Genomic DNA, 23785 nt, shown 5'->3' on the forward strand with positions numbered 1-23785 from the left:
AATTTTAGGAAAATAATGATGAACTGCCAAAGCGGAAGTGTCGTCTGGATCATAAAGTGAAGGAAAAGCGTGTTATTGATTGAATCTGTAAGCCGGATTCGTAGAATGCTAAAGTTTTCATCTAGGCTAAGACAAATTTATGCTGCTGATCATCGACAACTACGACTCGTTTACATACAACCTCTACCAGTATTTCTGTGAACTGGGTGCTGATGTGCACGTGGTGCGTAATGACGAGATCGATATTGCCGAGATCGAGCGTCTTCAACCGACCCATCTGGTGATTTCCCCCGGGCCATGTACGCCCAATGAGGCGGGTATCTCTTTAGCGGCGATCACACACTTTGCGGGTAAACTGCCGATCCTCGGCGTCTGTCTTGGCCATCAGGCGATCGCCCAAGCCTTTGGTGGGGAAGTGGTACGCGCACGGCAAGTAATGCATGGTAAAACCTCAGCCATTGAGCACAATGGGAAAAGTGTCTTTCGCGGTTTGAACAATCCACTTACCGTTACCCGCTACCATTCGCTGGTGGTCAAAAATGGCACCTTACCTGCCGACTTTGAACTCACTGCTTGGACGACGCTGGCAGATGGCAGTATCGACGAAATCATGGGCTATCAGCACAAAACGCTGCCGATTGACGCCGTGCAGTTTCATCCTGAGTCGATCAAAACCGAGCAAGGGCACGCGTTGCTGGCCAATTTTCTCGCTCGTTGAGTCGCGCCTAACCCTGATCTTGATCACCATTCTTAACATTTTCTTCATCTTTTTTTCAGCCAAGGCGAAGTGCAAAACTATTCGCCACTTTTTGCTTTCCCCTTCCCATTTTGCCATTAAACCAAGTGATTTGTTGATCGATTAAAAAAATGCTTCATAATTTGCGGAATATGATGCATAAATAATCATGAATAGTGACTATTGGGTATTCCTCCGGGCTGTAAAAAGAATATTTCACTATTGAATTCGTTAATTAATTGTAAATACAATGCCGCATCAGCTTAAATGCAAAACAATATTTGCCGGCCAGTCACAGTCGGTTGGATTCGCTCTCTGCTAGGCGTGCGGTATCAAGAAGGAATGTGCAATGACAGTGGAAATGAAAGTAGATCGTGGTTTGTTTGATGAGGTGATGGTGCCTTGCTACAACCCAATGGAGATGATCCCAGTGAAAGGTGAAGGTTCACGTATTTGGGATCAAAACGGCAAGGAATACATCGATTTCGCGGGCGGAATCGCGGTGAGTTGTCTGGGCCACTGTCATCCGGTTATGGTTAAAGCGCTGACTGAGCAAGCGGGTAAACTGTGGCATTTAAGTAATGTCATGACCAACGAGCCCGCATTGCGACTGGCGAAAAAACTGACCGAAGTGAGCTTTGCCGAGCGCGTCTTCTTTGCCAACTCGGGTGCGGAAGCGAACGAAGCGGCGCTGAAACTGGCTCGTCGTTACGCAGCGGACGTTTACGGTGCGGAAAAATCTGAAATCATTGCTTTTAAACAAGGTTTCCACGGACGTACTTTCTTTACTGTGACCGTCGGTGGTCAAGCAGCTTACTCAGATGGTTTCGGTCCAAAACCCGGCGATGTGACGCATCTGCCTTACAACGATATCGATGCCCTGCAAGCGCACATTTCCGATCGCACTTGTGCGGTGATGATGGAACCGCTGCAAGGGGAAGGCGGTATCGTGCCACCGACGCCTGAGTTCGTGCAAACCGTGCGCGAGCTGTGCGACAAGCACAATGCCCTGCTCATTTTTGATGAAGTGCAAACGGGCAACGGACGTACAGGTGATTTTTATGCTTATCAAGGCCTTGGTGTGACGCCTGATATTCTCAGCACCGCCAAATCACTCGGTGGCGGCTTTCCAATTGGCGCGATGCTGACGACAGAAAAACTGGCCGCGCACATGAAAGTGGGCACTCACGGTTCGACTTACGGTGGTAACCCGCTCGCTTGTGCAGTCGCGGAAGCGGTGGTGTCGGAAGTCTCCAAGCCAGAAACCTTGCAAGGCGTGAAAGAGCGCGAAGCACTGTTTCGTGAAGGGTTAAGCAAAATTAACGATAAATATCAGATTTTCTCTGAAATCCGTGGCAAAGGCTTGTTGCTCGGCGCGGCGCTTAATCAAGAGTGGCAAGGCCGCGCACGCGATATTTTGGTTGCTGCGGGTAAAGAGGGACTGCTGGTGCTGGTGGCGGGCATGAACGTGGTGCGCTTTACACCATCACTGGTGATCACTAAACAAGAAATAGAAGAAGGCTTGGCGAAACTGGATAAAGCAATCGCCACTCTGGTTTAAACGCTTCTCAAACAGACGCCTACCCAGGAAGCGGCGGGCGTCTACATCACATCCTAGGTAGTAAACCTAGGGCCTTCTATGCATCTGGAGGGAGTATTGATGCTAGTTGTTCGCCCTATTGCAATGTCGGACTATGACGCACTGCACACATGTGCAGTGGAATCGGGACACGGATTCACATCTCTGCCGGTTAATGAAGAACTGTTAACCAATCGAATTACACACTCTGAATACAGCTTTGCCAAACACGACGTTTGTGAGCCGGGCGATGAAGGCTACCTGATGGTCGGCGTTGATGCCGAAAGCGGTGAAGTCGCCGGAACCACAGGTATTGAAGCGGCGATTGGTTGGGACGTGCCTTTTTACTCGTACCACATCAGCAAAATTGTCCATTCCTCGCCAAAACTTGGCGTCAACAACGTGGTGAAGCTGCTCACTTTTGGCAACAACTACACCGGTTGTAGTGAAATTTGTACCTTGTTCTTGCGGGAAAAATTCCGTGAAGGGCTCAACGGTCGCTTGATGTCGAAATGCCGCTTTTTGATGATGGCCGAACATCCGCATCGCTTCTCGAAAACCATTTTCGCCGAGATGCGTGGGGTGTCGGATGCCAATGGCAACTCGCCATTTTGGCAATGGCTTCAGGACCATTTCTTCTCCATCGATTTCACCATGGCGGATTACCTCACTGGTATCGGCAAAAAAGGCTTCATCGCCGATTTAATGCCTAAGCTGCCGATTTACATCAACCTGCTGAGCCCAGAAGCGCAAGCGGTGATCGGCGTGGTACATGAAAATACTCGTCCAGCGCTCAAGCTGCTTGAGAAAGAAGGCTTTACCAGCCGTGGTTACGTTGACATCTTTGATGGCGGCCCCACGGTGGAGTGTGACCTACGTAATATTGAATCGGTACGCCACTCAGTGCGAGCGAAAGTGCGCGTTGCGGAGCACTCCAGCTCGCAAGACTTTTTAATAGCCAATACCTCATTTGAAAACTTCCGCGCCACGGCAGCCAAAGCCGCGTATGACCAAGCCTCTTCCAGTGTGATTTTGTCACCGAAAGTGGCCCAGGCTCTGATGGTGGAAGATGGCGAATACGTACGCATGCTAGCGCAGTAATGATTAAGGGAAAGACGATGACACAGTGGATTGCAGGTGAATGGGTAGAAGGGCAAGGCGAAGAGTTCACCTCCTTGTCGCCTTATGACAACCAAGTGGTTTGGCGTGGCAAAGGTGCCACTGAGCCGCAAGTCGAGCAAGCAGTGAAAGCGGCGCGTCACGCCTTTCTGAGCTGGAAGAAGCTCACGTTTGCCGAGCGCGAAGCCTACGTGCTGGCCTTTGCCGAGCGTGTTAAAGCGCGCAGCGAAGAGATTGCTCAAGTGATCGCCAAAGAGACCGGCAAACCGCTGTGGGAGACGCGCACGGAAGCGGCAGCGATGGCAGGCAAAATTGCCATTTCGATCCGCGCTTATCATGAACGCACTGGCGAGTCGCAAAAAGAAGCCGCTGGCAACCAAATTGTCTTGCGCCACCGCCCACTGGGTGTGATGGCCGTCTTTGGCCCGTATAACTTCCCGGCGCACTTACCAAACGGTCACATTGTGCCCGCACTGTTAGCTGGCAATACCGTGGTGTTTAAACCGTCCGAGCAAACGCCTTGGACGGGAGAGCTTGCGATGAAACTGTGGCAAGAAGCGGGTCTGCCAAGTGGCGTGCTAAACCTAGTACAAGGTGGTAAAGAGACTGGGATTGCCTTGTCGCAGTCCAAAGGCATCGACGGCCTGCTGTTTACTGGCAGCGCCAACACGGGCCATCTGCTGCATCGTCAGTTTGCTGGTCAACCCGGCAAGATGCTGGCACTGGAAATGGGCGGCAACAACCCGATGGTGATTTCAGAGCAGTACGGCGATCTTGAGGCGACGGTTTACACCATCATTCAATCGGCATTTATCAGTGCTGGTCAGCGCTGTACTTGTGCACGCCGTTTGTATGTGCCGCTGGGGGAAAAGGGCGACGCACTCATTACTCGTCTGGTTGACGCGGTGCAAAAACTTAAAGTTGATCAGCCGTTTGCCGACCCTGCGCCTTTTATGGGGCCACAAATTTCTGAGGCGGCCGCGCGCTTTATCTTAGACGCACAGGCCAATCTGCAGTCGCTCGGCGGTGAAAGCTTAATTGAAGCCAAAGCGGGCGAGGCCGCCTTTGTTTCACCGGGAATTATTGATGTCACTCAGATCGCAGATTTGCCTGACGAAGAGTACTTTGGACCACTGCTGCAAGTGGTGCGCTATCAAGGACTCGAGCGTGCGGTTGAGCTGGCGAATGACACCCGTTTTGGTTTGTCGGCTGGGTTAGTCTCGACCGACGATAACGAGTGGGCGTACTTTGTCGATCACATCCGTGCTGGCATTGTCAATCGCAACCGCCAACTGACGGGCGCCAGTGGCGATGCGCCATTTGGCGGACCGGGCGCGTCGGGCAACTTACGCCCGAGTGCTTACTATGCCGCCGATTATTGCGCGTACCCAATGGCATCAATGGAAGGGGTGCAAACGGAACTACCCGCCACGCTTAGCCCGGGTGTGGAACTTTAATAACGATAACGACCTTTAGGTCTCTGACCTGCGCTACTTCGAGCCATCATTGGTAGTGCAGGCTTGTTTGCTTTCAAACCATGAACGTCACAGGTTGAGGATTGCGGCGGTGATTTCTGCACGCACCGCCGCAGTCCACTCCCGATACTCTGATAATGTGAACCGATACAACAAGGAGGCGTTATGACGCCAGCTGTGTTATTTGAATCGCTATGGAACGACTATATCCAACGCCTGTGTCCTTCCGCGGCGAAAGTGCATCAACTATTGCAAGAAGATGTAGCCCTGATCAACGACCATATCGCGCTACGAACGTTTAACGTCGAGCCGCTTGGCATTGAAACTCTGGCGAAACCGTTTATCGAATTAGGCTACAAAGCGTGTGGCGACTATCTGTTTGAAAGCAAAAAATTAGTAGCCAAACATTTTGAGCACCCTGATCCGACTCAGCCTAAAGTCTTCATCAGTGCGCTGAAAATCGATGAATGCTCAGAGGCGCTGCAAGCGATTGTGAAAAAACTGGTTGCTCAAGTGGATACAAGCCAATTGCAAGGCCACGAGTTCCTTTACGCTGGTCGCTTGTGGGACTTGAGTTTTGCGGACTATCAAACGCTGGCAAAAGAGAGTGAATATGCCTCTTGGTTGGCGGCGCATGGTTACGGCGCGAATCACTTTACGGTCAGCGTCAATCAGCTCAAAGCATTTGACTCGGTGAAAGGCGTGAACGATCACTTACGTCAAGCGGGCTTTACCATCAATGAAATTGGCGGTGAAGTGAAGGGCACGCCGGAAGTGCTGCTGGAGCAATCTTCCACGATGGCAGATAAAGTGGCGGTGCAGTTTATTGAAGGCAGTGAAATCATTCCCGGTGGTTTTTACGAGTTTGCCAAACGCTACCCGATGGAAAACGGCGATCTGTACCCAGGTTTTGTGGCCGCGTCGGCAGACAAGATCTTTGAAAGCACCAACGGCTAAGACGCATCACGAACCAACAAAAAAGCCACCGCAGGGTGGCTTTTTGCAATTTGAACGTCGATTTCTGGCGTGAAATTAACGAGTCCCGTAAACAACAATGGTTTTGCCGTGCGCAGAGATAAGGTTCTGCTCTTCCAGCATTTTCAGAATGCGGCCAACGGTTTCACGCGAACAACCAACAATCTGACCAATCTCTTGACGAGTGATCTTGATCTGCATGCCGTCTGGGTGCGTCATTGCGTCGGGTTGTTTGGCTAGGTTCAGTAGTGTCTGAGCGATGCGGCCAGTCACGTCCAAGAATGCCAAATCGCCCACTTTCTGGCTGGTCACTTGTAGACGGCTTGCCATCTGTGCTGACAAGCGCATGAGAATGTCTGGGTTGACTTGGATTAACTGACGGAATTTCTTGAATGAAATTTCAGCCACTTCACAAGGAGATTTTGCACGAACCCAGGCAGTACGCTCTTGGCCTTCTTCAAACAAGCCTAGTTCACCGATAAAGTCACCTTGGTTCAGGTAAGAAAGAATCATTTCTTTACCTTCTTCGTCTTTGATAAGCACGGCAACAGAACCTTTCACTATGTAGTACAAAGTTTCTGCTTTTTCGCCCGCGTGGATCAGCGTGCTTTTTGAAGGGTACTTATGAATATGACAGTGTGAAAGAAACCACTCTAGTGTTGGGTCGGTTTGAGGTTTACCTAGAACCATAATATCTCACTTCCTCTGCAGGGTACGCTTGCCGCTATCCATATTTTAGCCAAGCCTTGTTATAGACTTGCTAGAATAAGAGCTCTTGATTGATGCTGCAAGCTATCTTGTGTTTCGGTTTGAAATAGTATCCTTTTTCGAAAACGATTTCTTGATTTTAATCGTGTCGAGAATGGGATTTTCTACGCAAAATTGTGCACATGATCACGGTATGAAAAGTAAGCGTGAACCGGCCTCAAATTTTAGCCAATTTTGCCTGTTTCAATCAGTTGTTGCAGGATTGGCTGTACAATCAGTTCCATAGCGAAACTCATTTTGCCTCCCGGCACCACTAAGGTGTTGTGTCGCGACATAAAGGAGCCGTCGATCATCGCCAATAGGTAAGGGAAGTCGACGTTCTTGATACCGCGCAGGCGAATCACCACAAAACTCTCATCCAAACTCGGGATGCCTTTGGCATTGAGTGGGTTGGACGTATCCACCGTCGGGACGCGCTGAAAGTTAATGTGAGTGCGTGAAAATTGCGGGGTGATGTAGTTGAGATAGTCGTCCATTGAACGCACAATCGAATCCATCACCGCTTCGCGCGAATGACCGCGATCACGCGTATCGCGCACGTATTTTTGAATCCATTCCAAGTTGACTATTGGCACCATGCCGATCAAAAAATCTACGTGCTGGGCAACGTTGACTTCACCATCGACCACCCCGCCGTGCAGCCCTTCATAGAAAAGTACGTCGGTGTTATCGGGCAGCTTTTGCCATGGGGTAAAGGTGCCGGGCATTTGGTTGTAAGGCACGGCTTCGTCAAAGGTGTGCAGATAACGGCGCACTTCACCCGTGCCCGATTTGCCGTACTGGCGGAAAAACTCCGACAGCGCCGGAAAATCGTTGGCTTGCGGCCCAAAGTAGCTGATATGTCGCCCTTGCTCGCGCGCTTTGCGGATCTCAACGTCCATTTCGGGGCGAGTGAAACGGTGAAAACTGTCCCCTTCAATCCAAGCGGGCTTGATGGACATCATATTGAACATTTTGCGAAATGCTTCTGACGTTGTCGTCGTGCCGGCACCGGACGAACCTGTGACGGCGATGATTGGATGCTTTGCTGACATGACAAACCCTGTCGTTGTAGTACTTACCTGTCGGGCCGGAATGTGGCTTCCGGCATGTGCAATCGTTTGGCCACTATAACACGTTCCACGTGCTTGTCATGGGATAAGGTGCGGTAAAAATCTCGGCCAACTAAAATTTTTGCTTGAGCTGAATATCAACGGTTTCATGCAGTTCCGAGAAAACGATCACCGCTTCACCTCGCTTGAGCTGGGTTTTTACTTGCTCGATTTTTTGCTCTAACGAGACTTCGCTTTCGCCATAGTCGGTGCCTTCACGCAGAACAAATTCGCGGATCAAATTGCTCAGCGCATCGGCACTGATCTCTTGCCAAGGAATGATCATAAATACCTCTTTACTTTATGCTCAATAAGGAAATGCCGCGCTATTATGCCGAAACCGCCAAGCTTTCATAGTAGCTCGGCAGCGATTCTTCTAACCAAAAGCGGGGATGCAGCGCGCTGCCGGTTAAAAAGCCGACATGGCCGCCATGATCAAACAGGCGATAGTCAATGTTGTCGGGTAGGACAAATTTGGGGATCACCGCATCGGTCATAAACGGATCGTCTTTGGCGTGAATAATCTGTGTAGGAATGCGGATTTCACGTAACTTGTGCAAGCCCGAGCACTGCTGGTAGTAATCGAGCGCATTCTTAAACCCGTGCAGTGGCGCGGTAATCAGATCGTCAAATTGGTACAAGCGGGTGAGTTTTTTGATCGAACGGGGCGAGATGGCCAACGCATTTGACAGCAGATGATGCTTTTGTAAGGCGTTCTTTTTCAGTGACGAGAGCAAATAACGGCGATAGATGCGAGAAAAGCCTTGCTCGATACGCTCTGAGCAAGCCGAAAGATCCAGTGGCGCGGAAACGATGGTGGCGGCGTCCACCAGAGGAGCGTCTTGATAAGTGGCGAGGTAATTGGCCAGCATGTTGCCACCAAGTGAGATGCCAAGTGCCACTTTGTGATTCTGCGGAAAATGACGCTGAAGGTGTTGCAAAAAATAGCGCGCGTCTTCGGTTTCCCCTGAGTGATACGCGCGCGCGAGGCGGTTAGGTTTACCGCTGCAACCGCGAAAATGCATCATCACGGACAGCCAGCCAGCGTTGGCAAAGGCGTACATCAGGCCATTGGCGTAGGGGCTAAAAAAGCTGCCTTCCAGACCGTGAAACAGCACAAAGAGTGGCTTTTTACTCGCACTTTCATTGCTCGGGTCTTCACTCCACGCGAGATCAAGAAAGTCGCCATCTGGGGTGTCCAGAGTTTGCCAAATGGGCTCAAACAGCGCTTTTTTGCGGATAAAGCGGGGCAGTAAGGTTTGCAGGTGAGGGTTTTTGATCCCTCTTGCGGCAGTAAATTGAGTCATACTTTTCACTCATGGTTCTGTTGCTGGCTCGCAATACGCGTTGTGATGTCCGCTGCGTGTGTCGCTCTCTTTTTCTCAACGTTGAGCCAACTTTATTAAGGCCCGATTGTTTAGGCGGGTCAATGTTCTGGCAGAGGCGAGCTCGATAACTCGGGCTCGGGATCACAGAAACTAACTGGATTTCGCCAAGGGGGCTGAGGGCGGTTTAAATGCCGCATAGAGGTGAGCCGCGCCTAAATGACGGCAGTAGATCTGGGTGAGTGGCTCAGTGTGATTGGCTCGCAGAGCCAGTGTGTTAATGCATTCGACCAGATCGGCTTGTTGCTGTTTTTCCAGTTGCAGCTCAAACTGCAACGCTTCGCGATAGAGGGTGTCAGGTAGGTGCTGTTTGCACTGACGACGTAATTCGCGATAGGTATGCAGCAGCGTTTCGGAGCGGCCTAAGCAGCTTTGCAACTTGTGCCACTCCTCTTCATCGAAACTGAGCTGTTGTTCATCCAGCCATTTGAGCAACAGCAACAGATTGACGTTGCCGTTAAACTGATTTTGCAAACTCAAACACGCCGCTTTCACTTCTTTCACGCCATAGTATTGCAGGCTGAATTGCCACAGCCGCTCAAGCGTAAGTAAAAGTGGGGCGTGTTGATTGCTCATTGACTGTTGAACTCCTGTTCCATCTGCTCTAGCACTTCCTGCTGGGCCATCCATTCCATTTCGACCTCTTCCAGTGCACTTTTGTTTTGCGCCTGAATGGCCAGTACTTGAGTAAGTTTAGCTTTGTTTTCGCCATCATACAGTGTGTTATCTGACAATTGCTGTTGAGCCTCGGCCAGTGCTTGCCCGAGCTTATCCATCTTCGCTTCAAGCTGTGTCAGCGTTTTGCGAATTGGCGCTGTGAGTTTACGAAAATCCGCTTCACGCCGTTTCTGCTCTTTTTTCGCTGCTGCGCTATTGTTGCCATCTTTGGCTGGCAGCTCGGCTTGCGCTTCTTTGCGTTCGGCTTTCTGTTGCTCTGTCAGCCACTTGTAGTAATCGTTGAGATCGCCATCAAAGGGAGCCACTTGGCGGTCGTGCACCAGATAGAGATCATCGGTGGTGGCACGCAGTAAGTAGCGGTCGTGCGACACAATCACCATAGCCCCTTCGAAAGTTTGCAAGGCCAACGTCAGCGCCTGACGCATGTCGAGATCAAGGTGGTTGGTCGGTTCATCGAGCAGCAACAGGTTGGGCTTTTGCCACACAATCAGTGCCAGCACTAAGCGTGCTTTCTCGCCGCCCGAGAAGGGAGCCACTTTTTCCAGTGCTTTGTCGCCATGAAAACCAAAACTGCCCAGATAGTTACGCAGTTCCTGCTCGGTTTTGTCTGGCGCTATCTGCATCATGTGTTGCAGTGGCGTCTCTTCTGGGTGCAACGTTTCCAACTGATGCTGCGCAAAATAGCCAATTTTGACCCCTTGAGAGAAAGTCAAATCGCCACCTTGCGCTTTGAGCTCGCCCGAGAGCAGTTTGATTAACGTCGATTTACCTGCGCCGTTGCGCCCAAGCAGACCAATGCGGCTGCCGGGAACCAGATTAAGGCGGATTTGTTGCAAAATCAGTTTATCACCGTAACCGGCGGAGACTTCATCCATCATCATGATTGGATTTGGCAGCGCTGTGGGCTCGCGAAATTCAAAGCTGAACGGGTTATCAAACTGAGCCGGCAGCACCTTTTCCAACTTCTCTAGCGCTTTGATGCGGCTTTGCGCTTGGCGCGCTTTAGACGCTTTGTAGCGGAAGCGGTCGATGTAGCTTTGCATGTGCGTCATCTGCTTCTGCTGTTTTTCAAACATCGATTGTTGCAAGATCAGCTTTTGCGCGCGTTGGTTTTCAAACGAAGAGTAGTTACCAGTGTATTCGTTGAGCTTCTGGTTTTCGATATGAATGATGCGATTGACGATCGGATCAAGGAAGTCGCGGTCGTGCGAGATCAGCATCAGGGTGCCCGGGTAAGATTGCAGCCAGCGTTCCAGCCACATTACCGCATCGAGATCCAAGTGGTTGGTGGGCTCGTCCAGTAGTAGCAAGTCGGAGCGACACAGCAGCGCTTGGGCCAAGTTTAAGCGCATCCGCCAACCACCCGAAAATTGGGTCAGGTTCCAGCTCATCTGCTCTTGGCTAAAGCCGAGACCATCAAGCAATTCTGACGCGCGTGCGCGAATACTGTAGCCGCCGATGGTTTCAATTTTGCCATGGATATCCGCGACTAAGGTGCCGTTGTCGGCTTCTTCTGCGGCAGCGAGTTGCGCTTCCAAGTCGCGATATTCGCGATCGCCATCAATCACATATTCAATTGCTCTGCGCTCAAGGGCTGGAGTTTCCTGAGCAACCCAAGCCAGTTCCCAGTGCGCTGGTTTGCTAAACGAGCCTGCGTCGGTAGAAAGCTCATCTTTAATCAGAGCAAACAGGGTCGATTTACCGCAGCCGTTCTTGCCGACCAGACCAATTTTGTCTCCCGGATGAATGGTTGCAGAAGTTTGATCCAGAAGCGGGAAACCGCCGCGGAGCAGTTGAATGTCGGAAAAGGTAATCATATCGCTGAGCTCAGTTGATGCCGAATAGTCTGTGCGTTTATCGCTGCGAATAGTAGGAGGAATGAGGATAAATGTCGATCATTATGCAAATTTGAGTATGATGATTAACATCAAGATAACACTTTGTTTTTCTACCACCGTTTGCTCCCAGGGAAGGTTCGCGGAATGTCAGAGAAAAAAATCGCCTCAGCCAGTCTGCCAAAAGTCCTGGTGCTTTACGCCCATCCTGAGCCACACAACTCGGTGGCCAACCAAGTGATGTTGAAAAAAATCGCCTCTCTGCCGCACGTGACCATTCGCGATTTGTACGGCCTTTATCCCGATTTCTTTATTGATGTGAGCCAAGAGCAGCAGCAGCTGCGCGAACATGAGGTGATCGTCTTTCACCACCCTATGTATATGTACTCCTGCCCGGCGCTGCTCAAAGAGTGGCTTGACCGTGTCATGAGCAAAGGGTTTGCTTTTGGCAGTGGCAATGCCCTTGAAGGTAAGTATTGGCGCAGTGTAATTACCACAGGTGGCAAGAAAGAGGCGTTCAGTGCCAAGGGGTACAACAAGTACCCGCTGGAGGAGATCTTACAGCCATTTGAGCTAACGGCTGCTCTGTGCCAAATGCATTGGCTTGAACCGCTGGTACTTTACTGGGCAAGAAACGTGTCCGATGTCGAGCGTTATCAACACGCCGAGCAGTATCGCCAATGGCTGCTCAATCCGTTAGGAGGCGTGCATGGCGTTGACCAGTGATTTTCTGCAAACCAGCGTGATCTTTCTCTCTGCGGCGGTCGTGGCTGTGCCGCTTGCGCAGCGTTTTGGCTTGGGCTCAGTGCTCGGTTACTTGCTGGCGGGCGTTGCGATTGGTCCTTGGGGGCTGGGAGTTATCAGCGATGTCGACGCCATTTTACACTTTGCAGAGCTGGGTGTGGTGCTCTTACTATTTTTAATTGGCCTAGAACTCAATCCGAAAAAACTGTGGCAGATGCGCGTGCCGATTCTCGGGCTTGGCGGTGCTCAAGTGCTCGTCACCACCTTAGTGATCGCCAGCGTCGTGAGCATGTTTGATCTGGCTTGGACGTCGGCGTTGGTGATTGGCATGGGATTGGCGCTCTCCTCGACGGCAATTGCCTTAAAAGTGCTGGAAGAGCAGGGCTTGGCCCGCACCGAAACCGGGCAGTCGGGATTCGCGGTGTTGCTTTTTCAAGACATTGCAGTCATCCCAATGCTGGCGCTGTTGCCTTTGCTTTCAGGCGGAGGCATGAGCGGCGATGGGTTGAGTGTCGTCGCGACCTTAGCGGGTGCTGGCGCGCTGCTCGTTGGCGGTCACTTTTTGCTGCGCCCGCTGTTTCGCTATGTGGTGATGACGGGAGGGCGTGAGCTGTTTACCGTCACCGCACTGTTGGTGGTACTGGGGATTGCAGTGTTGATGCAGCAACTCGGGCTCTCTATGGCGTTGGGCACCTTTTTAGCCGGTGTGCTGCTGGCTGAAAGTGAGTATCGCCATGAGCTGGAAATTGCCATTGAGCCTTTCAAAGGCCTGCTGCTTGGGCTGTTTTTTATCGCGGTCGGCATGGCGGTGAATTTGGGGCTGCTGGTGGCGTTTCCGCTGGAGATCCTCTTGGCCGTGCTCGGATTGGTCGCGGTGAAAGGCGCTGTGCTCTATCTGCTTGGGCGTTTAGTTGGCATGCGGGCGAAAGCGCGCAGCAAAATGGCAGCGATCCTCAGTCAGGGCGGGGAATTTGCGTTTGTGATTTTTACCGCTGCCAGCAAAGAGGGGCTGCTCAATGACAACGAAGTGGCATTTTTGCTGGTGGTGGTGAGTTTATCGATGGTCACGACGCCGCTCTTGCTCTCGTTGCAAAATGGCTGGTATGCAAGAACCTTGAATCAGGAAAGTGAAGCGCTCTCACCGGATGTGGTTGATACGGAGCCGCGTGTCATCATTGCGGGCTTTGGCCGTTTTGGGCAGATTATTGGCCGCCTTCTCTATGCCAACAAAATCAAAATCACCGTGCTGGAAAGTGATGCCAGCCAGATCAAATTGTTACGTAAATACGGCTACAAGGTGTTTTACGGCGACGCGACCCAGCTCGACCTTCTGCGTGCCGCGGGGGCTGAAAAAGCAGAAGCGCTTGTGATCTGCACCGATTCGCCGGATCAAGTGATGAATATTGTGGAGCTGTGTCGCCAACACTTTCCTAATCTCAAGTTAATGGCGCGTGCCCGTAGTCGGGTTGAAGCGTATCAACTGCTCGGGTATGGCATTCATACCTATTCGCGGGAAACGTTTCTCGGTGCCTTGGACTTGGGGCGGCAAACTTTAGTTGAACTGGGGATGCATCCTTATCAAGCCAAACGCGCCGAGGCGCATTTCCGCAAATTGGATAACGCGATGCTCAAAGAGTTATTGCCGCAGCACAATGAAGATAAAAAACTGGCTCAACGCGCCAAAGAAGCGCGCAAAGAGCTGGAAGAGATTTTTGCCCGGGAGATGGAAAATGATCGCCAATCCCGCAATTTCTGGGAAGAAAAGTAGTGAACCAAATGAAAAGTAAAAAACGCTTTATTGCCGGGGCAAGTTGCCCGTCCTGCCAGCAGCAAGACACCTTAATGTGGTGGACAGAGAACAACATAGAGTTGGTCGAATGTGTGGAATGCGATTTTAAAGAGCAGCGTATGCCCAAATCTGTAGAAAAAAATAAACACGCGAATCAGGAAATGATCGGCATTTTTAAGCCGGAATAATTGTGTTTCTCCATTTGATCCCCATAATAGCGGGATTGATCTTTCGTCCTGGCCTATCTTTCCGTCAGGCAAATTGACCTCTCTGGAGTAGTTATGAAAATTGAAAAGAACGTCGTTGTTAGCCTTGCGTATCAGGTAAAACTGGAAGATGGCATTGTGGTTGACTCTTCAACAACGGATGCACCGCTGGATTACCTGCACGGTCACAACAACCTAATCACTGGCCTAGAAAACGAGCTTGAAGGTAAAGTGGCGGGTGATAAATTCACCGTGACTGTCGCACCAGAAGACGCATACGGTGAGCACAGTGATGCACTGGTTCAACGCGTTCCAGCAGAAGTATTCCAAGGTGTTGAGCAAATCGAAGTCGGCATGCGTTTCCTTGCAGACACGGACCAAGGTCCAATCCCAGTAGAAGTAACTGAAGTTGACGGCGACGAAGTGGTGGTTGACGGTAACCACATGCTAGCGGGTCAAACACTGACATTTGACGTTGAAGTGATTGCAGTGCGTGAAGCAACGGCAGAAGAGATCGAGCACGGCCATATCCACCAAGGTGGCGGCTGCTGCGGTGGTCATGAGCATGATCACGACCACGATCATGAGGGCGGTTGTTGTGGCGGCGAAGGCCATGACCATCACCACCACGGTGAAAAAGATGGTTGCTGCGGTGGCGGTAGCTGCGGCTCTCACTAACCGCATTGGGCCTCCTCAAGCGTTCGCCTTGAGATGTTAAACCGATAATAAAGCGCAAGTTGAGTAATCAACTTGCGCTTTTTGTTTTTCTGCGCTGAGATAACCCGTCCCTTGTTAGTTGTTGAGTTGAGAGCATGAACAAACCTATTTCAATCGCCATTCATGGTGGCGCTGGCACCATTTTACGCACGCAAATGAGCGCTGAATTGAAGCAGGCGATCTTGAGCGATCTGCAGCGCGCCGTGCAGGCAGGCTACGCACTGTTGCAAGAGGGGGCCGATGCCCTGGACGCGGTGGTTGCCGCGGTCAAAGTGATGGAAGATTCACCGCATTTCAATGCGGGAAAAGGCTCTGTGTTGACTAACAACGAGATGGTTGAAATGGACGCCTCGCTGATGCATGGGCGCGATTTGCAAGCTGGCGCGGTCGCCGGAGTGCGTCACATCAAAAACCCGATAGAACTGGCGCGTGACGTGTTGCGAAAAAGCCCACATGTGCTGCTAATCGGTGAGGGCGCGGAGAAATTCGCTTTTGAACAGGGTCACGTTTATACCGAGCAAGATTACTTTTTTACTGATCGCCGTTACGAGCAACTACTGTCGATGCGCGAAAAAGGCTTGTTTGCCCTTTCCGAAGCCAAATATCCGGATGATAAAAAGCATGGCACCGTGGGAGCCGTGGCGCTGGACGCGCAGGGAAACCTTGCTGCCGCAACCAGTACCGGAGGAGTGACCAACAAAAAATATGGTCGGGTCGGTGATTCGGCGCTGATCGGCTGTGGCACGGTGGCAGAAAATGGGGTCGTCGCGGTATCAACCACGGGAGTAGGGGAGTTTTTTATTCGTAAACGTGTGGCCGAAGATGTGGCAGCGCGCATGCGTTATCTCCATGAAGATGTACATACTGCCTGTGAGCACATCATCCAAGGCGAGCTGAAAAGTATGGGCGGCGAAGGTGGGTTAATCGCACTGGACGCACACGGTGAGATTCACTTTGCCATCAACAGTTCGGGCATGTACCGCGCCTCAATAGACGTTGCGGGCAATCTGAGTGTGAAAATTTACGCTGACGAATAACCTTAAGTTCAAGAGCCTGCAAAGTGCGAGGCTCTTTCTCAATAGTGCGGTGGCGGTGGCTCTTTAGCGGGATCGGCCAAGTTCGACGTCTCCATGTTCTTCATCTTGCCAACCATATACTTCATCTGATGCTGCATTTTGCCGATCAATAATTGCTGTTGTGCCAAGGCATCATTGAGCTCTTCAATCGTTTGTTCCTGAAAAGCAAGCTGGCATTCAAGGTCGTGAAGCCGATTTTCCAACTGTGCAATGGTTTTGTCTGTCATGTTAATTCTCTAGTGTCCAAGCTTGCGCTATGCCAGCGGATGTCGCAGTAATTACTCTGCGCTTAGCATCGAAAGCGGCATCATACACTACCGCGCGCGGTGGGCGAGCATCTTTTAGCGGCTCAACCTCATAACTTTCCTTCCGCTTGCCGCTGGTGGTATTCCACAGTGCTACCTGCCCAGATGGCGTACCTGTGAGCAGCCAGCGACCATCGTCGGAAAAACGCGCCGTGGAGAAAATCAGTTGCCGCGCCCAGCTTTTAAGCTGTGTCACCTGTTCACCACTGGTTAAGTCCCAAATCACCGCCTGATTGCCGCCATCAGAGGTAAAGGCTAATTGGCCATCGCGCTGCAACGCTACCCGGTTGACCCGCTCTTCATGTTCGAAAGTACGCAAAATCAGCCCGGTTTCGGTGTCCCACAAATAGGCTTTATAGTCATTTCCTCCCGTCAAAGCAAAGCGGCCATTGGACGACAGGGCGACCGAATTGACTTTTTCTTGATGGGCGAGGAACTCCATGCGTCTGCCGCTGACTAAGTTGACGTAAATGGCTTTGCCGTTAGACAAACCAAGCAACACTTGTTCACCATTGCTGCTGATATCGGCATCGCGAATAATACCATCAGAGATAGACCAAAGACCTTGGGCCTGAGTCCAGCCCAAATCCCAAACCGCAAAGTTCATTTGTGTTGCGGTAATGGCAAAACGGCCGTTGTCTGAAATGCGAATATTGGAGACCACGTTGGCTTGTGGGTCTTGCGCGCCTAACTGAGAGAGCTCTTTGTTTTCCACCAGATCCCAAAGTACCAGTTGGCGAGAAGTTGAATAAAGCAGAGCAAAGCGTCCGTCACGGCTTAGTGCGAAACTGGTGGCGCCTTGCGGTTCTATCTCCCAGCGTTGTACGTCCTGCTTGGAAAAAAAACAGCCATTTAACACGGTGATGACAATCAACAGTAGCGAGGAATGAAAAATTCTTTGCATCACATCTAATATTCCGGTTTGTGTCCCAAGACATATCACTAGTATATTGGTATAACGATGGACTTCACCAATCTGTTACGAGATTTGTGCACAATAACCAATGGTTTAACCCATTAACTGGAGAGTTTAATGAAATCAGTTTTAAAAGTGTCACTGCTTGCAGCGACAGTTATGCTGGCGGTAGGCTGTCAGAATGAAGAAGCAAAACCAGACGCTGCGCCAAAAGTTGAGCAAGTGCAGGCTGAAACTGGTAAAGCGGTTCAATTTAATTCAGAAGATGACAAAGCGGCTTACGCCATTGGTGTCTCTTTTGCAAACTACCTAAGCGCCAGCTTAGACAAGCCAAGCGAAATTGGCATTACACTGAACAAAGATTTGGTTCTTAAAGGGATCGAACACGTATTTGCGGGTAACCCAGAGCTGAATGAAGCCGACACACGTGCTGCGCTAGAAGCGCTCGATAAGCGTGTTGCAGAGACCATGCAGAAGAAATCAGCGGAAAAAGCAGACGCAGCGAAAAAAGCGGGTGACGAGTTCCGTGCTGAGTTTGAGAAACAAGAAGGCGTGGTTAAGACCGAATCTGGCCTACTTTACCAAGTGCTGACACCAGCAGAGGGCGAGAAGCCGAAAGACACTGACACAGTGCAAGTGCACTACAAAGGCACACTCACCAACGGCGAGCAGTTCGACAGCTCTTACGATCGCGGTGAGCCAGCCACCTTCCCGCTGAACCGTGTTATCCCAGGTTGGACTGAAGGGGTACAACTGATGCCTGTGGGTTCTAAGTTCAAGTTTGTTATCCCGCCTGAACTGGCTTACGGCACGCAAGACACACCAAGCATCCCAGCAAACTCAACGCTGGTGTTTGAAGTGGAACTGCTGAAGATTGAAAATGGTGACGCCGCGCAGTAAATTATCGCGGTTTATCATCTACGAGGGCCTGAATTTTTTCGGGCCCTTTTTTGTTCTAAGTCACTAGTTCGAGAGTTTGCTAGGTGTTCTGTTCAAAATTTCTGATAAACTTACAGCAATTTGTTGATTTTTCGCTCGAAGGCTACAACAGTGACAACTACAGAAACATTAACTGCGGACATGTTGCTCGAGATGGAATCCGTTCACGTGAAACCATTTACCGAGCACGACAAAATCATTTTGCGATCTTATGAGGCGGTCGTTGACGGCATCGCCAGTTTGATCGGCCCTTTTTGTGAGATCGTTCTGCACTCACTTGAAGATCTCAACACGTCGGCGATTAAAATTGCTAATGGTGAGAATACCGGGCGTCAGGTAGGTTCACCCATTACCGATTTAGCACTGAAAATGCTAAGGGACATCGAGGGTTCGGAGCGCAATTTTTCCCGTTCCTATTTCACGCGTGCCAAAGGCGGCGTGCTGATGAAATCGATCACCATCGCGATTCGCAATGGGGAAAATCGCGTTATTGGCCTATTGTGTATCAACGTCAACCTTGATGCGCCGTTTTCTCAGGTACTGCAATCGTTCATGCCAACCGAAGAAGCCAAGCAAGCCGCGTCATCGGTCAACTTTGCCAGTGATGTGGAAGAGCTGGTGGATCAAACCGTAGAACGGACCATTGAAGAGATTAACGCAGACAAGTCGGTCTCCAATAACACCAAAAACCGCCAAATCGTCATGGAGCTGTTTGATAAAGGCATTTTTGATATCAAAGACGCCATCAATCGCGTGGCGGATCGCCTCAATATCTCCAAGCACACGGTCTACCTCTACATTCGTCAACGCAAGACCGAGGATGATGAGAAGTGAGCGTATTGACGTACACCCTCGTAGTCACTGGGCCAGTTTATGGTACTCAGTCGGCGCGCAGTGCCTATCAGTTTGCGAACGCGCTGATTGAGCAAGGCCACACCTTAGTGAGTGTTTTTTTCTATCAAGAGGGGGTCAGCAATGGCAGTGGCTTGACTGTGCCAGCGAATGACGAATTTGATTTGGTCAAAGCATGGCAAAAGCTTGCCAAACAGCACAAAGTGCGGCTGGAGACTTGTGTCGCGGCGGCGCTTCGTCGTGGTGTGGTCGGAGAAGAAGAGGCCCAGCAGCATGCCTTAACGCAGCATAATTTAGCTGAGGGTTTTACTCAGGCAGGGCTTGGCAGCCTCGCTGAAGCCATGTTAGTGCAAGATAGGGTGGTGCAGTTTTGAGTCAATTAACCTATTTATTTCGTACTGCGCCGCATAGCAGTGCCTCTGGCCGAGAAGGCATTGATGCACTTCTCGCCGCCTCTGCCTACTGTGAAGACATTCGCGTGATTTTTATGGGGGATGGGGTTTATCAACTCTTACAAGGGCAGCAGCCCGCTGGTGTTCTCAGCAAAGACTATGCACCGATGTTGAAACTGTTTGACCTTTATGACATCGAGCAAGTCTACGTTTGTACCCAGTCACTAATAGAGCGAGGGGTAGCGCATGCGGATTTGGTTATCGAAGCCCATCAAATCGATAAACTGCAGTTGCAAGCCAAACTTCAACAAGCCGGTAAGCTGCTTACCTTCTGAGAGAGAAATATGCTGCATATTGTCAAATCCGTCTCCGCCATTGCCGAGCTTATTTCGCTTGTCGCTGAGCAAGATGAGATCATTCTGATTGAAAACGCGGTCTATGCGGCGAACCCGCAGCATCGAGATTTTCAACAAATTCGCCCGTTTCATGTCTTTGTTCTTGATAATGACTTATTGGCCAGAGGTCTGGCAGAGCGAGTCAGCCCCTCGTTTTCACGGGTCGATTATCTCGGTTTTGTTACGCTGACAGCAAAGCATGATAACTCACTGACTTGGAACTAAGCCCTTATCCTCAAAGGGATGTCATCAAATATGCTTACGTGTTGGACAAAAAAGATTCGCATATTCCTTGACACACTTCTCACTGCTGCATAGAATTTTGCGTCCCTAACTCGCTCATGTGGGTTGGGGACTAGATTTTTCACAAGCTTACTTTAAGTAAATCAGGAGCTAGTTAATGGCAACTATTAACCAGTTGGTGCGTAAGCCACGTGCTAAGCAAGTTGTTAAAAGCAACGTGCCAGCACTAGAAGCGTGCCCACAAAAACGTGGTGTATGTACTCGTGTTTACACTACTACACCAAAAAAACCTAACTCAGCACTTCGTAAAGTTTGTCGTGTACGTCTGACAAACGGCTTCGAAGTAACATCGTACATCGGCGGTGAAGGTCACAACCTTCAGGAGCACTCAGTTGTGCTTATCCGCGGTGGCCGTGTTAAAGACCTTCCAGGTGTTCGCTACCACACTGTACGTGGTGCACTTGACTGTGCAGGCGTGAACAACCGTAAGCAAGCACGTTCTAAGTACGGTGTGAAACGTCCTAAGTCTTAATGCACTTCTTTTTAGTAAGAAGCGTTAAGTAAGGCCAAACACTAAAATTATTTTTAATTTTGAAGAAACTGAAAAGTTTTGGATAACCTGAAGAAGACAACGGAGAATATCCATGCCACGTCGTCGCGTTATTGGTCAGCGTAAGATCCTTCCAGATCCAAAGTTCAAATCTGAACTGCTGGCAAAATTCGTTAACATCCTTATGGTTGACGGTAAAAAATCTGTTGCAGAGAAAATTGTTTACACTGCACTAGACACCATGGCTGAGAAATCTGGCAAAGATCACTTAGCTGTATTTGAAGAAGCTCTTGAAAATGTTCGCCCAGCGGTAGAAGTTAAATCTCGCCGTGTAGGTGGTTCAACTTACCAAGTGCCAGTAGAAGTACGTCCGGTTCGCCGTAACGCACTTGCTATGCGTTGGTTGGTTGAAGCTGCGCGTAAGCGTGGTGAAAAATCTATGGCTGCTCGCCTAGCTGCTGAAATGCTAGATGCGTCAGACAACAAAGGTACTGCTGTTAAGAAACGTGAAGACGTTCACCGTATGGCAGAAGCGAACAAAGCGTTTGCTCATTACCGCTGGTAATGCCTTCTGTGCTGCGAGGTCCTCTCGCAGCACTTTTCTACACTCTAAGGATTCCCTTAGTAAGAGGATACAATCGTGGCTCGTAAAACTCCTATTGAGCGCTACCGTAACATCGGTATCTGTGCTCACGTAGATGCAGGTAAAACAACCACAACTGAGCGTATTCTGTTCTACACTGGCCTTTCTCACAAAATCGGCGAAGTTCACGATGGTGCTGCAACCATGGACTGGATGGAGCAGGAGCAGGAGCGTGGTATCACAATCACCTCGGCTGCGACGACTACCTTCTGGCGTGGTATGGAAGCACAATTCCAAGATCATCGCGTAAACATCATTGATACCCCTGGACACGTTGACTTTACTATCGAAGTAGAGCGTTCACTTCGTGTACTCGATGGTGCTGTGGTGGTGTTCTGTGGCGCATCTGGTGTTGAACCTCAGTCTGAAACTGTATGGCGTCAAGCGGATAAATATCATGTTCCACGCATGGTATTTGTTAACAAAATGGACCGTACAGGTGCAGATTTTCTACGCGTTGTGAAACAAATTAAAACTCGTCTTGGTGCTAACCCTGTTCCGATTCAACTTAACGTTGGTGCGGAAGAGGACTTTAAAGGTGTCATCGACCTAATCAAGATGAAATTCATCAACTGGAATGAAGCCGATCAGGGCATGACCTTCACTTATGAAGAGATCCCGGCGGATATGGTTGAGCTAGCAAATGAATGGCGCAACAACTTAGTTGAAGCCGCAGCTGAAGCCAACGAAGAGTTGATGGACAAATACCTTGAAGAAGGTGAACTGAGTGAAACAGAGATCAAGCAAGGTCTGCGCTCGCGTACACTAAATAACGAAATTGTTCTAGCCACTTGTGGTAGTGCGTTTAAAAACAAAGGTGTACAAGCGGTGCTGGATGCCGTCATTGAATATCTGCCATCACCAGTAGATGTACCAGCCATTAAAGGTGTGGATGAAAACGATAATGAAGTTGAGCGTCATGCTGACGACAACGAACCGTTTTCTGCGCTGGCATTTAAAATTGCGACTGACCCGTTTGTTGGTACGCTGACCTTTATGCGCGTCTACTCAGGCGTAGTCAATACGGGTGATGCGGTTTACAACTCGGTTAAGCAGAAGAAAGAGCGTTTTGGTCGTATCGTCCAGATGCATGCGAATAAGCGTGATGAGATCAAAGAAGTTCGCGCGGGTGATATTGCCGCCGCGATTGGTCTCAAAGATGTTACTACCGGCGACACACTTTGCGATGTTAACCACAAAGTGATTCTGGAGCGTATGGAGTTCCCTGAACCTGTCATCCAGATCGCGGTAGAACCACGTTCGAAAGCCGATCAAGAAAAAATGGGTATCGCGCTAGGTAAACTGGCGGCAGAAGATCCATCGTTCCGTGTCGAAACGGATGCAGAAACAGGTCAAACGTTGATCTCAGGTATGGGTGAGCTGCACCTAGACATCATCGTTGATCGCATGAAGCGTGAGTTCAGCGTGGATTGCAACGTAGGTAAACCTCAAGTTGCTTATCGCGAGACCATTCGTGGTAAAGCGGAAGTCGAAGGCAAGTTTGTTCGTCAGTCTGGTGGCCGTGGTCAATACGGTCATGTGTGGATCAAACTTGAACCTTCCGAACTTGGTGCAGGTTTTGTCTTCGTTGATGAAGTGGTTGGTGGTGCCATTCCTAAGGAATACATCGCTCCGGTCGCGAAAGGTATCGAAGAACAGATGAATAGTGGTGTTCTGGCTGGTTACCCAGTTTTGGATATTAAAGCTACACTGTTTGATGGTTCTTACCACGATGTCGACTCGAGCGAGATGGCGTTTAAAATCGCTGGTTCAATGGCATTCAAGAAGGGAGCGCTTGAAGCGCAACCTGTTATTCTTGAACCTATGATGAAAGTTGAAATAACCACACCGGAAGACTGGATGGGTGACGTAGTCGGCGACCTTAACCGTCGTCGTGGCATCATCGAAGGTATGGATGAAGGCGTTGCGGGTCTGAAGATCATTCGCGCCCAGGTTCCGCTGTCCGAGATGTTTGGTTATGCAACCGACCTACGTTCTGCAACTCAAGGTCGCGCCTCATATTCAATGGAATTCCATGAGTATGCTGAAGTCCCTAAAAATATTGCCGAAGCAATTATTGCAGAACGCGGTTACTAAACAGGACGTAAATCTGGGAAAAGTGTTCTCTTTTTTACAGATCAATACGCCCAAATATTGCGCTGACGAGCGTTGGCGCATAAAATATCAATTTCTGGCGCGTCATGATCAACAGAGATCGTGGCGAATCATAACTAGGAAGGAACACGATCGTGTCTAAAGAAAAATTTGAACGTACGAAACCGCACGTAAACGTTGGTACTATCGGCCACGTTGACCACGGTAAAACAACTCTAACTGCAGCTATCTGTACAACTCTTGCTAAAGTTTACGGCGGTAA

At 50.1% G+C, this 23785-nt stretch carries 27 protein-coding genes; 19 read left to right on the top strand and 8 right to left on the bottom strand.

All coding sequences use genetic code 11. The annotated features are described in order from the left end of the window. Window positions 1–139: 139 nt before the first annotated feature. The 5 genes from UF06_RS06305 (at window position 140) to UF06_RS06325 (ending at window position 5866) form a co-directional block, all read left to right on the top strand. A complete protein-coding gene (locus UF06_RS06305) occupies window positions 140–718 on the top strand; it encodes an aminodeoxychorismate/anthranilate synthase component II (protein WP_045569691.1) in 579 nt (192 codons plus the stop codon). A gap of 367 nt (window positions 719–1085) precedes the next feature. Continuing rightward, a complete protein-coding gene (locus UF06_RS06310) occupies window positions 1086–2297 on the top strand; it encodes an aspartate aminotransferase family protein (RefSeq protein ID WP_045569692.1) in 1212 nt (403 codons plus the stop codon). Window positions 2298–2396: 99 nt separating this feature from the next. Then, on the top strand, window positions 2397–3416 hold the full coding sequence (gene astA / locus UF06_RS06315) for an arginine N-succinyltransferase (RefSeq protein WP_045569693.1): 1020 nt from the start codon (window positions 2397–2399) through the stop codon (window positions 3414–3416). 17 nt (window positions 3417–3433) lie between these two features. Beyond that, window positions 3434–4891, top strand: coding sequence for a succinylglutamate-semialdehyde dehydrogenase (gene astD, locus UF06_RS06320; RefSeq protein WP_045569694.1), 1458 nt, complete (start codon window positions 3434–3436; stop codon window positions 4889–4891). A gap of 183 nt (window positions 4892–5074) precedes the next feature. After that, a complete protein-coding gene (locus UF06_RS06325) occupies window positions 5075–5866 on the top strand; it encodes a DUF1338 domain-containing protein (protein WP_045569695.1) in 792 nt (263 codons plus the stop codon). A gap of 75 nt (window positions 5867–5941) precedes the next feature. Here the strand turns inward: UF06_RS06325 and crp are convergent, their stop codons facing one another. The 6 genes from crp to UF06_RS06355 all read right to left on the bottom strand — a co-directional run bounded on the left by crp (window position 5942) and on the right by UF06_RS06355 (window position 11623). Next, entirely contained in the window at window positions 5942–6574 is a 633-nt protein-coding gene (gene crp / locus UF06_RS06330; protein WP_011079297.1) for a cAMP-activated global transcriptional regulator CRP, read from the bottom strand. Window positions 6575–6816: 242 nt separating this feature from the next. Then, window positions 6817–7686: a phosphoribulokinase gene (locus UF06_RS06335; RefSeq protein ID WP_039436832.1), complete on the bottom strand. Its 870-nt coding sequence runs from the start codon at window positions 7684–7686 to the stop codon at window positions 6817–6819. A gap of 130 nt (window positions 7687–7816) precedes the next feature. Next, entirely contained in the window at window positions 7817–8029 is a 213-nt protein-coding gene (locus tag UF06_RS06340; RefSeq protein WP_045569696.1) for a YheU family protein, read from the bottom strand. A gap of 43 nt (window positions 8030–8072) precedes the next feature. Further along, window positions 8073–9050 carry a hydrolase gene (locus UF06_RS06345; RefSeq protein WP_045569697.1) on the bottom strand — a complete coding sequence of 326 codons (978 nt, stop codon included), beginning with the start codon at window positions 9048–9050 and terminating at the stop codon, window positions 8073–8075. 171 nt (window positions 9051–9221) lie between these two features. Beyond that, the gene (locus UF06_RS06350; RefSeq protein ID WP_045569698.1) at window positions 9222–9704 is read right to left on the bottom strand and encodes a TIGR02444 family protein; all 483 of its coding nucleotides are present in this window, start codon (window positions 9702–9704) and stop codon (window positions 9222–9224) included. Next, window positions 9701–11623, bottom strand: a complete 1923-nt coding sequence (locus UF06_RS06355; RefSeq protein ID WP_045569699.1) for an ABC transporter ATP-binding protein — start codon at window positions 11621–11623, stop codon at window positions 9701–9703. The genes UF06_RS06350 and UF06_RS06355 overlap by 4 nt, the downstream gene beginning before the upstream one ends. 165 nt (window positions 11624–11788) lie before the next feature. On the opposite strand from UF06_RS06355, the gene kefG reads away from it, so the two are divergent. The 5 genes from kefG to UF06_RS06380 all read left to right on the top strand — a co-directional run bounded on the left by kefG (window position 11789) and on the right by UF06_RS06380 (window position 16134). Continuing rightward, window positions 11789–12367: a glutathione-regulated potassium-efflux system ancillary protein KefG gene (gene kefG, locus UF06_RS06360; protein ID WP_045569700.1), complete on the top strand. Its 579-nt coding sequence runs from the start codon at window positions 11789–11791 to the stop codon at window positions 12365–12367. Then, window positions 12351–14153, top strand: coding sequence for a glutathione-regulated potassium-efflux system protein KefB (gene kefB, locus UF06_RS06365; RefSeq protein ID WP_045569701.1), 1803 nt, complete (start codon window positions 12351–12353; stop codon window positions 14151–14153). The genes kefG and kefB overlap by 17 nt, the downstream gene beginning before the upstream one ends. Window positions 14154–14161: 8 nt before the next feature. Then, a complete protein-coding gene (locus UF06_RS06370) occupies window positions 14162–14362 on the top strand; it encodes a YheV family putative zinc ribbon protein (protein ID WP_039439307.1) in 201 nt (66 codons plus the stop codon). Window positions 14363–14455: 93 nt separating this feature from the next. Next, window positions 14456–15058: a peptidylprolyl isomerase gene (gene slyD / locus UF06_RS06375; RefSeq protein WP_045569702.1), complete on the top strand. Its 603-nt coding sequence runs from the start codon at window positions 14456–14458 to the stop codon at window positions 15056–15058. A gap of 134 nt (window positions 15059–15192) precedes the next feature. Further along, window positions 15193–16134, top strand: a complete 942-nt coding sequence (locus tag UF06_RS06380) for an isoaspartyl peptidase/L-asparaginase (RefSeq protein ID WP_045569703.1) — start codon at window positions 15193–15195, stop codon at window positions 16132–16134. 38 nt (window positions 16135–16172) lie between these two features. On the opposite strand, the gene UF06_RS06385 is transcribed toward UF06_RS06380, so the two are convergent. Then, on the bottom strand, window positions 16173–16400 hold the full coding sequence (locus tag UF06_RS06385) for a SlyX family protein (protein ID WP_045569704.1): 228 nt from the start codon (window positions 16398–16400) through the stop codon (window positions 16173–16175). Between the two features lies 1 nt (window position 16401). After that, window positions 16402–17382: a lipoprotein gene (locus tag UF06_RS06390; RefSeq protein WP_045569705.1), complete on the bottom strand. Its 981-nt coding sequence runs from the start codon at window positions 17380–17382 to the stop codon at window positions 16402–16404. Window positions 17383–17511: 129 nt separating this feature from the next. Between UF06_RS06390 and fkpA the strand changes: the two genes are divergently transcribed. The 9 genes from fkpA to UF06_RS23805 form a co-directional block, all read left to right on the top strand. Continuing rightward, entirely contained in the window at window positions 17512–18294 is a 783-nt protein-coding gene (gene fkpA / locus UF06_RS06395) for an FKBP-type peptidyl-prolyl cis-trans isomerase (protein ID WP_045569706.1), read from the top strand. Window positions 18295–18444: 150 nt separating this feature from the next. Next, a complete protein-coding gene (locus UF06_RS06400; RefSeq protein WP_039431150.1) occupies window positions 18445–19167 on the top strand; it encodes a transcriptional regulator in 723 nt (240 codons plus the stop codon). Then, entirely contained in the window at window positions 19164–19559 is a 396-nt protein-coding gene (tusD, locus tag UF06_RS06405) for a sulfurtransferase complex subunit TusD (protein ID WP_045569707.1), read from the top strand. The genes UF06_RS06400 and tusD overlap by 4 nt, the downstream gene beginning before the upstream one ends. Beyond that, window positions 19556–19912 (top strand): sulfurtransferase complex subunit TusC, encoded by a 357-nt coding sequence (tusC, locus tag UF06_RS06410; RefSeq protein WP_045569708.1) that lies wholly within the window; start codon window positions 19556–19558, stop codon window positions 19910–19912. Before tusD ends, tusC begins: the two co-directional genes overlap by 4 nt. A 9-nt stretch (window positions 19913–19921) precedes the next feature. Continuing rightward, window positions 19922–20197, top strand: a complete 276-nt coding sequence (gene tusB / locus UF06_RS06415; RefSeq protein ID WP_045569709.1) for a sulfurtransferase complex subunit TusB — start codon at window positions 19922–19924, stop codon at window positions 20195–20197. Between the two features lie 175 nt (window positions 20198–20372). Further along, complete coding sequence (rpsL, locus tag UF06_RS06420) at window positions 20373–20747, top strand: 30S ribosomal protein S12 (RefSeq protein WP_039436813.1); 375 nt, start codon at window positions 20373–20375, stop codon at window positions 20745–20747. Between the two features lie 112 nt (window positions 20748–20859). Next, window positions 20860–21330, top strand: coding sequence for a 30S ribosomal protein S7 (gene rpsG, locus UF06_RS06425; protein ID WP_011079316.1), 471 nt, complete (start codon window positions 20860–20862; stop codon window positions 21328–21330). Window positions 21331–21405: 75 nt separating this feature from the next. Then, a complete protein-coding gene (gene fusA, locus UF06_RS06430) occupies window positions 21406–23505 on the top strand; it encodes an elongation factor G (RefSeq protein ID WP_045569710.1) in 2100 nt (699 codons plus the stop codon). Window positions 23506–23657: 152 nt separating this feature from the next. Continuing rightward, window positions 23658–23785: GTP-binding protein (locus UF06_RS23805; RefSeq protein ID WP_228842096.1), on the top strand; the 128-nt coding region annotated here is incomplete at its 3' end.

This window comes from Vibrio sp. S234-5 (assembly GCF_000960595.1).
Taxonomy (GTDB): domain Bacteria; phylum Pseudomonadota; class Gammaproteobacteria; order Enterobacterales; family Vibrionaceae; genus Vibrio.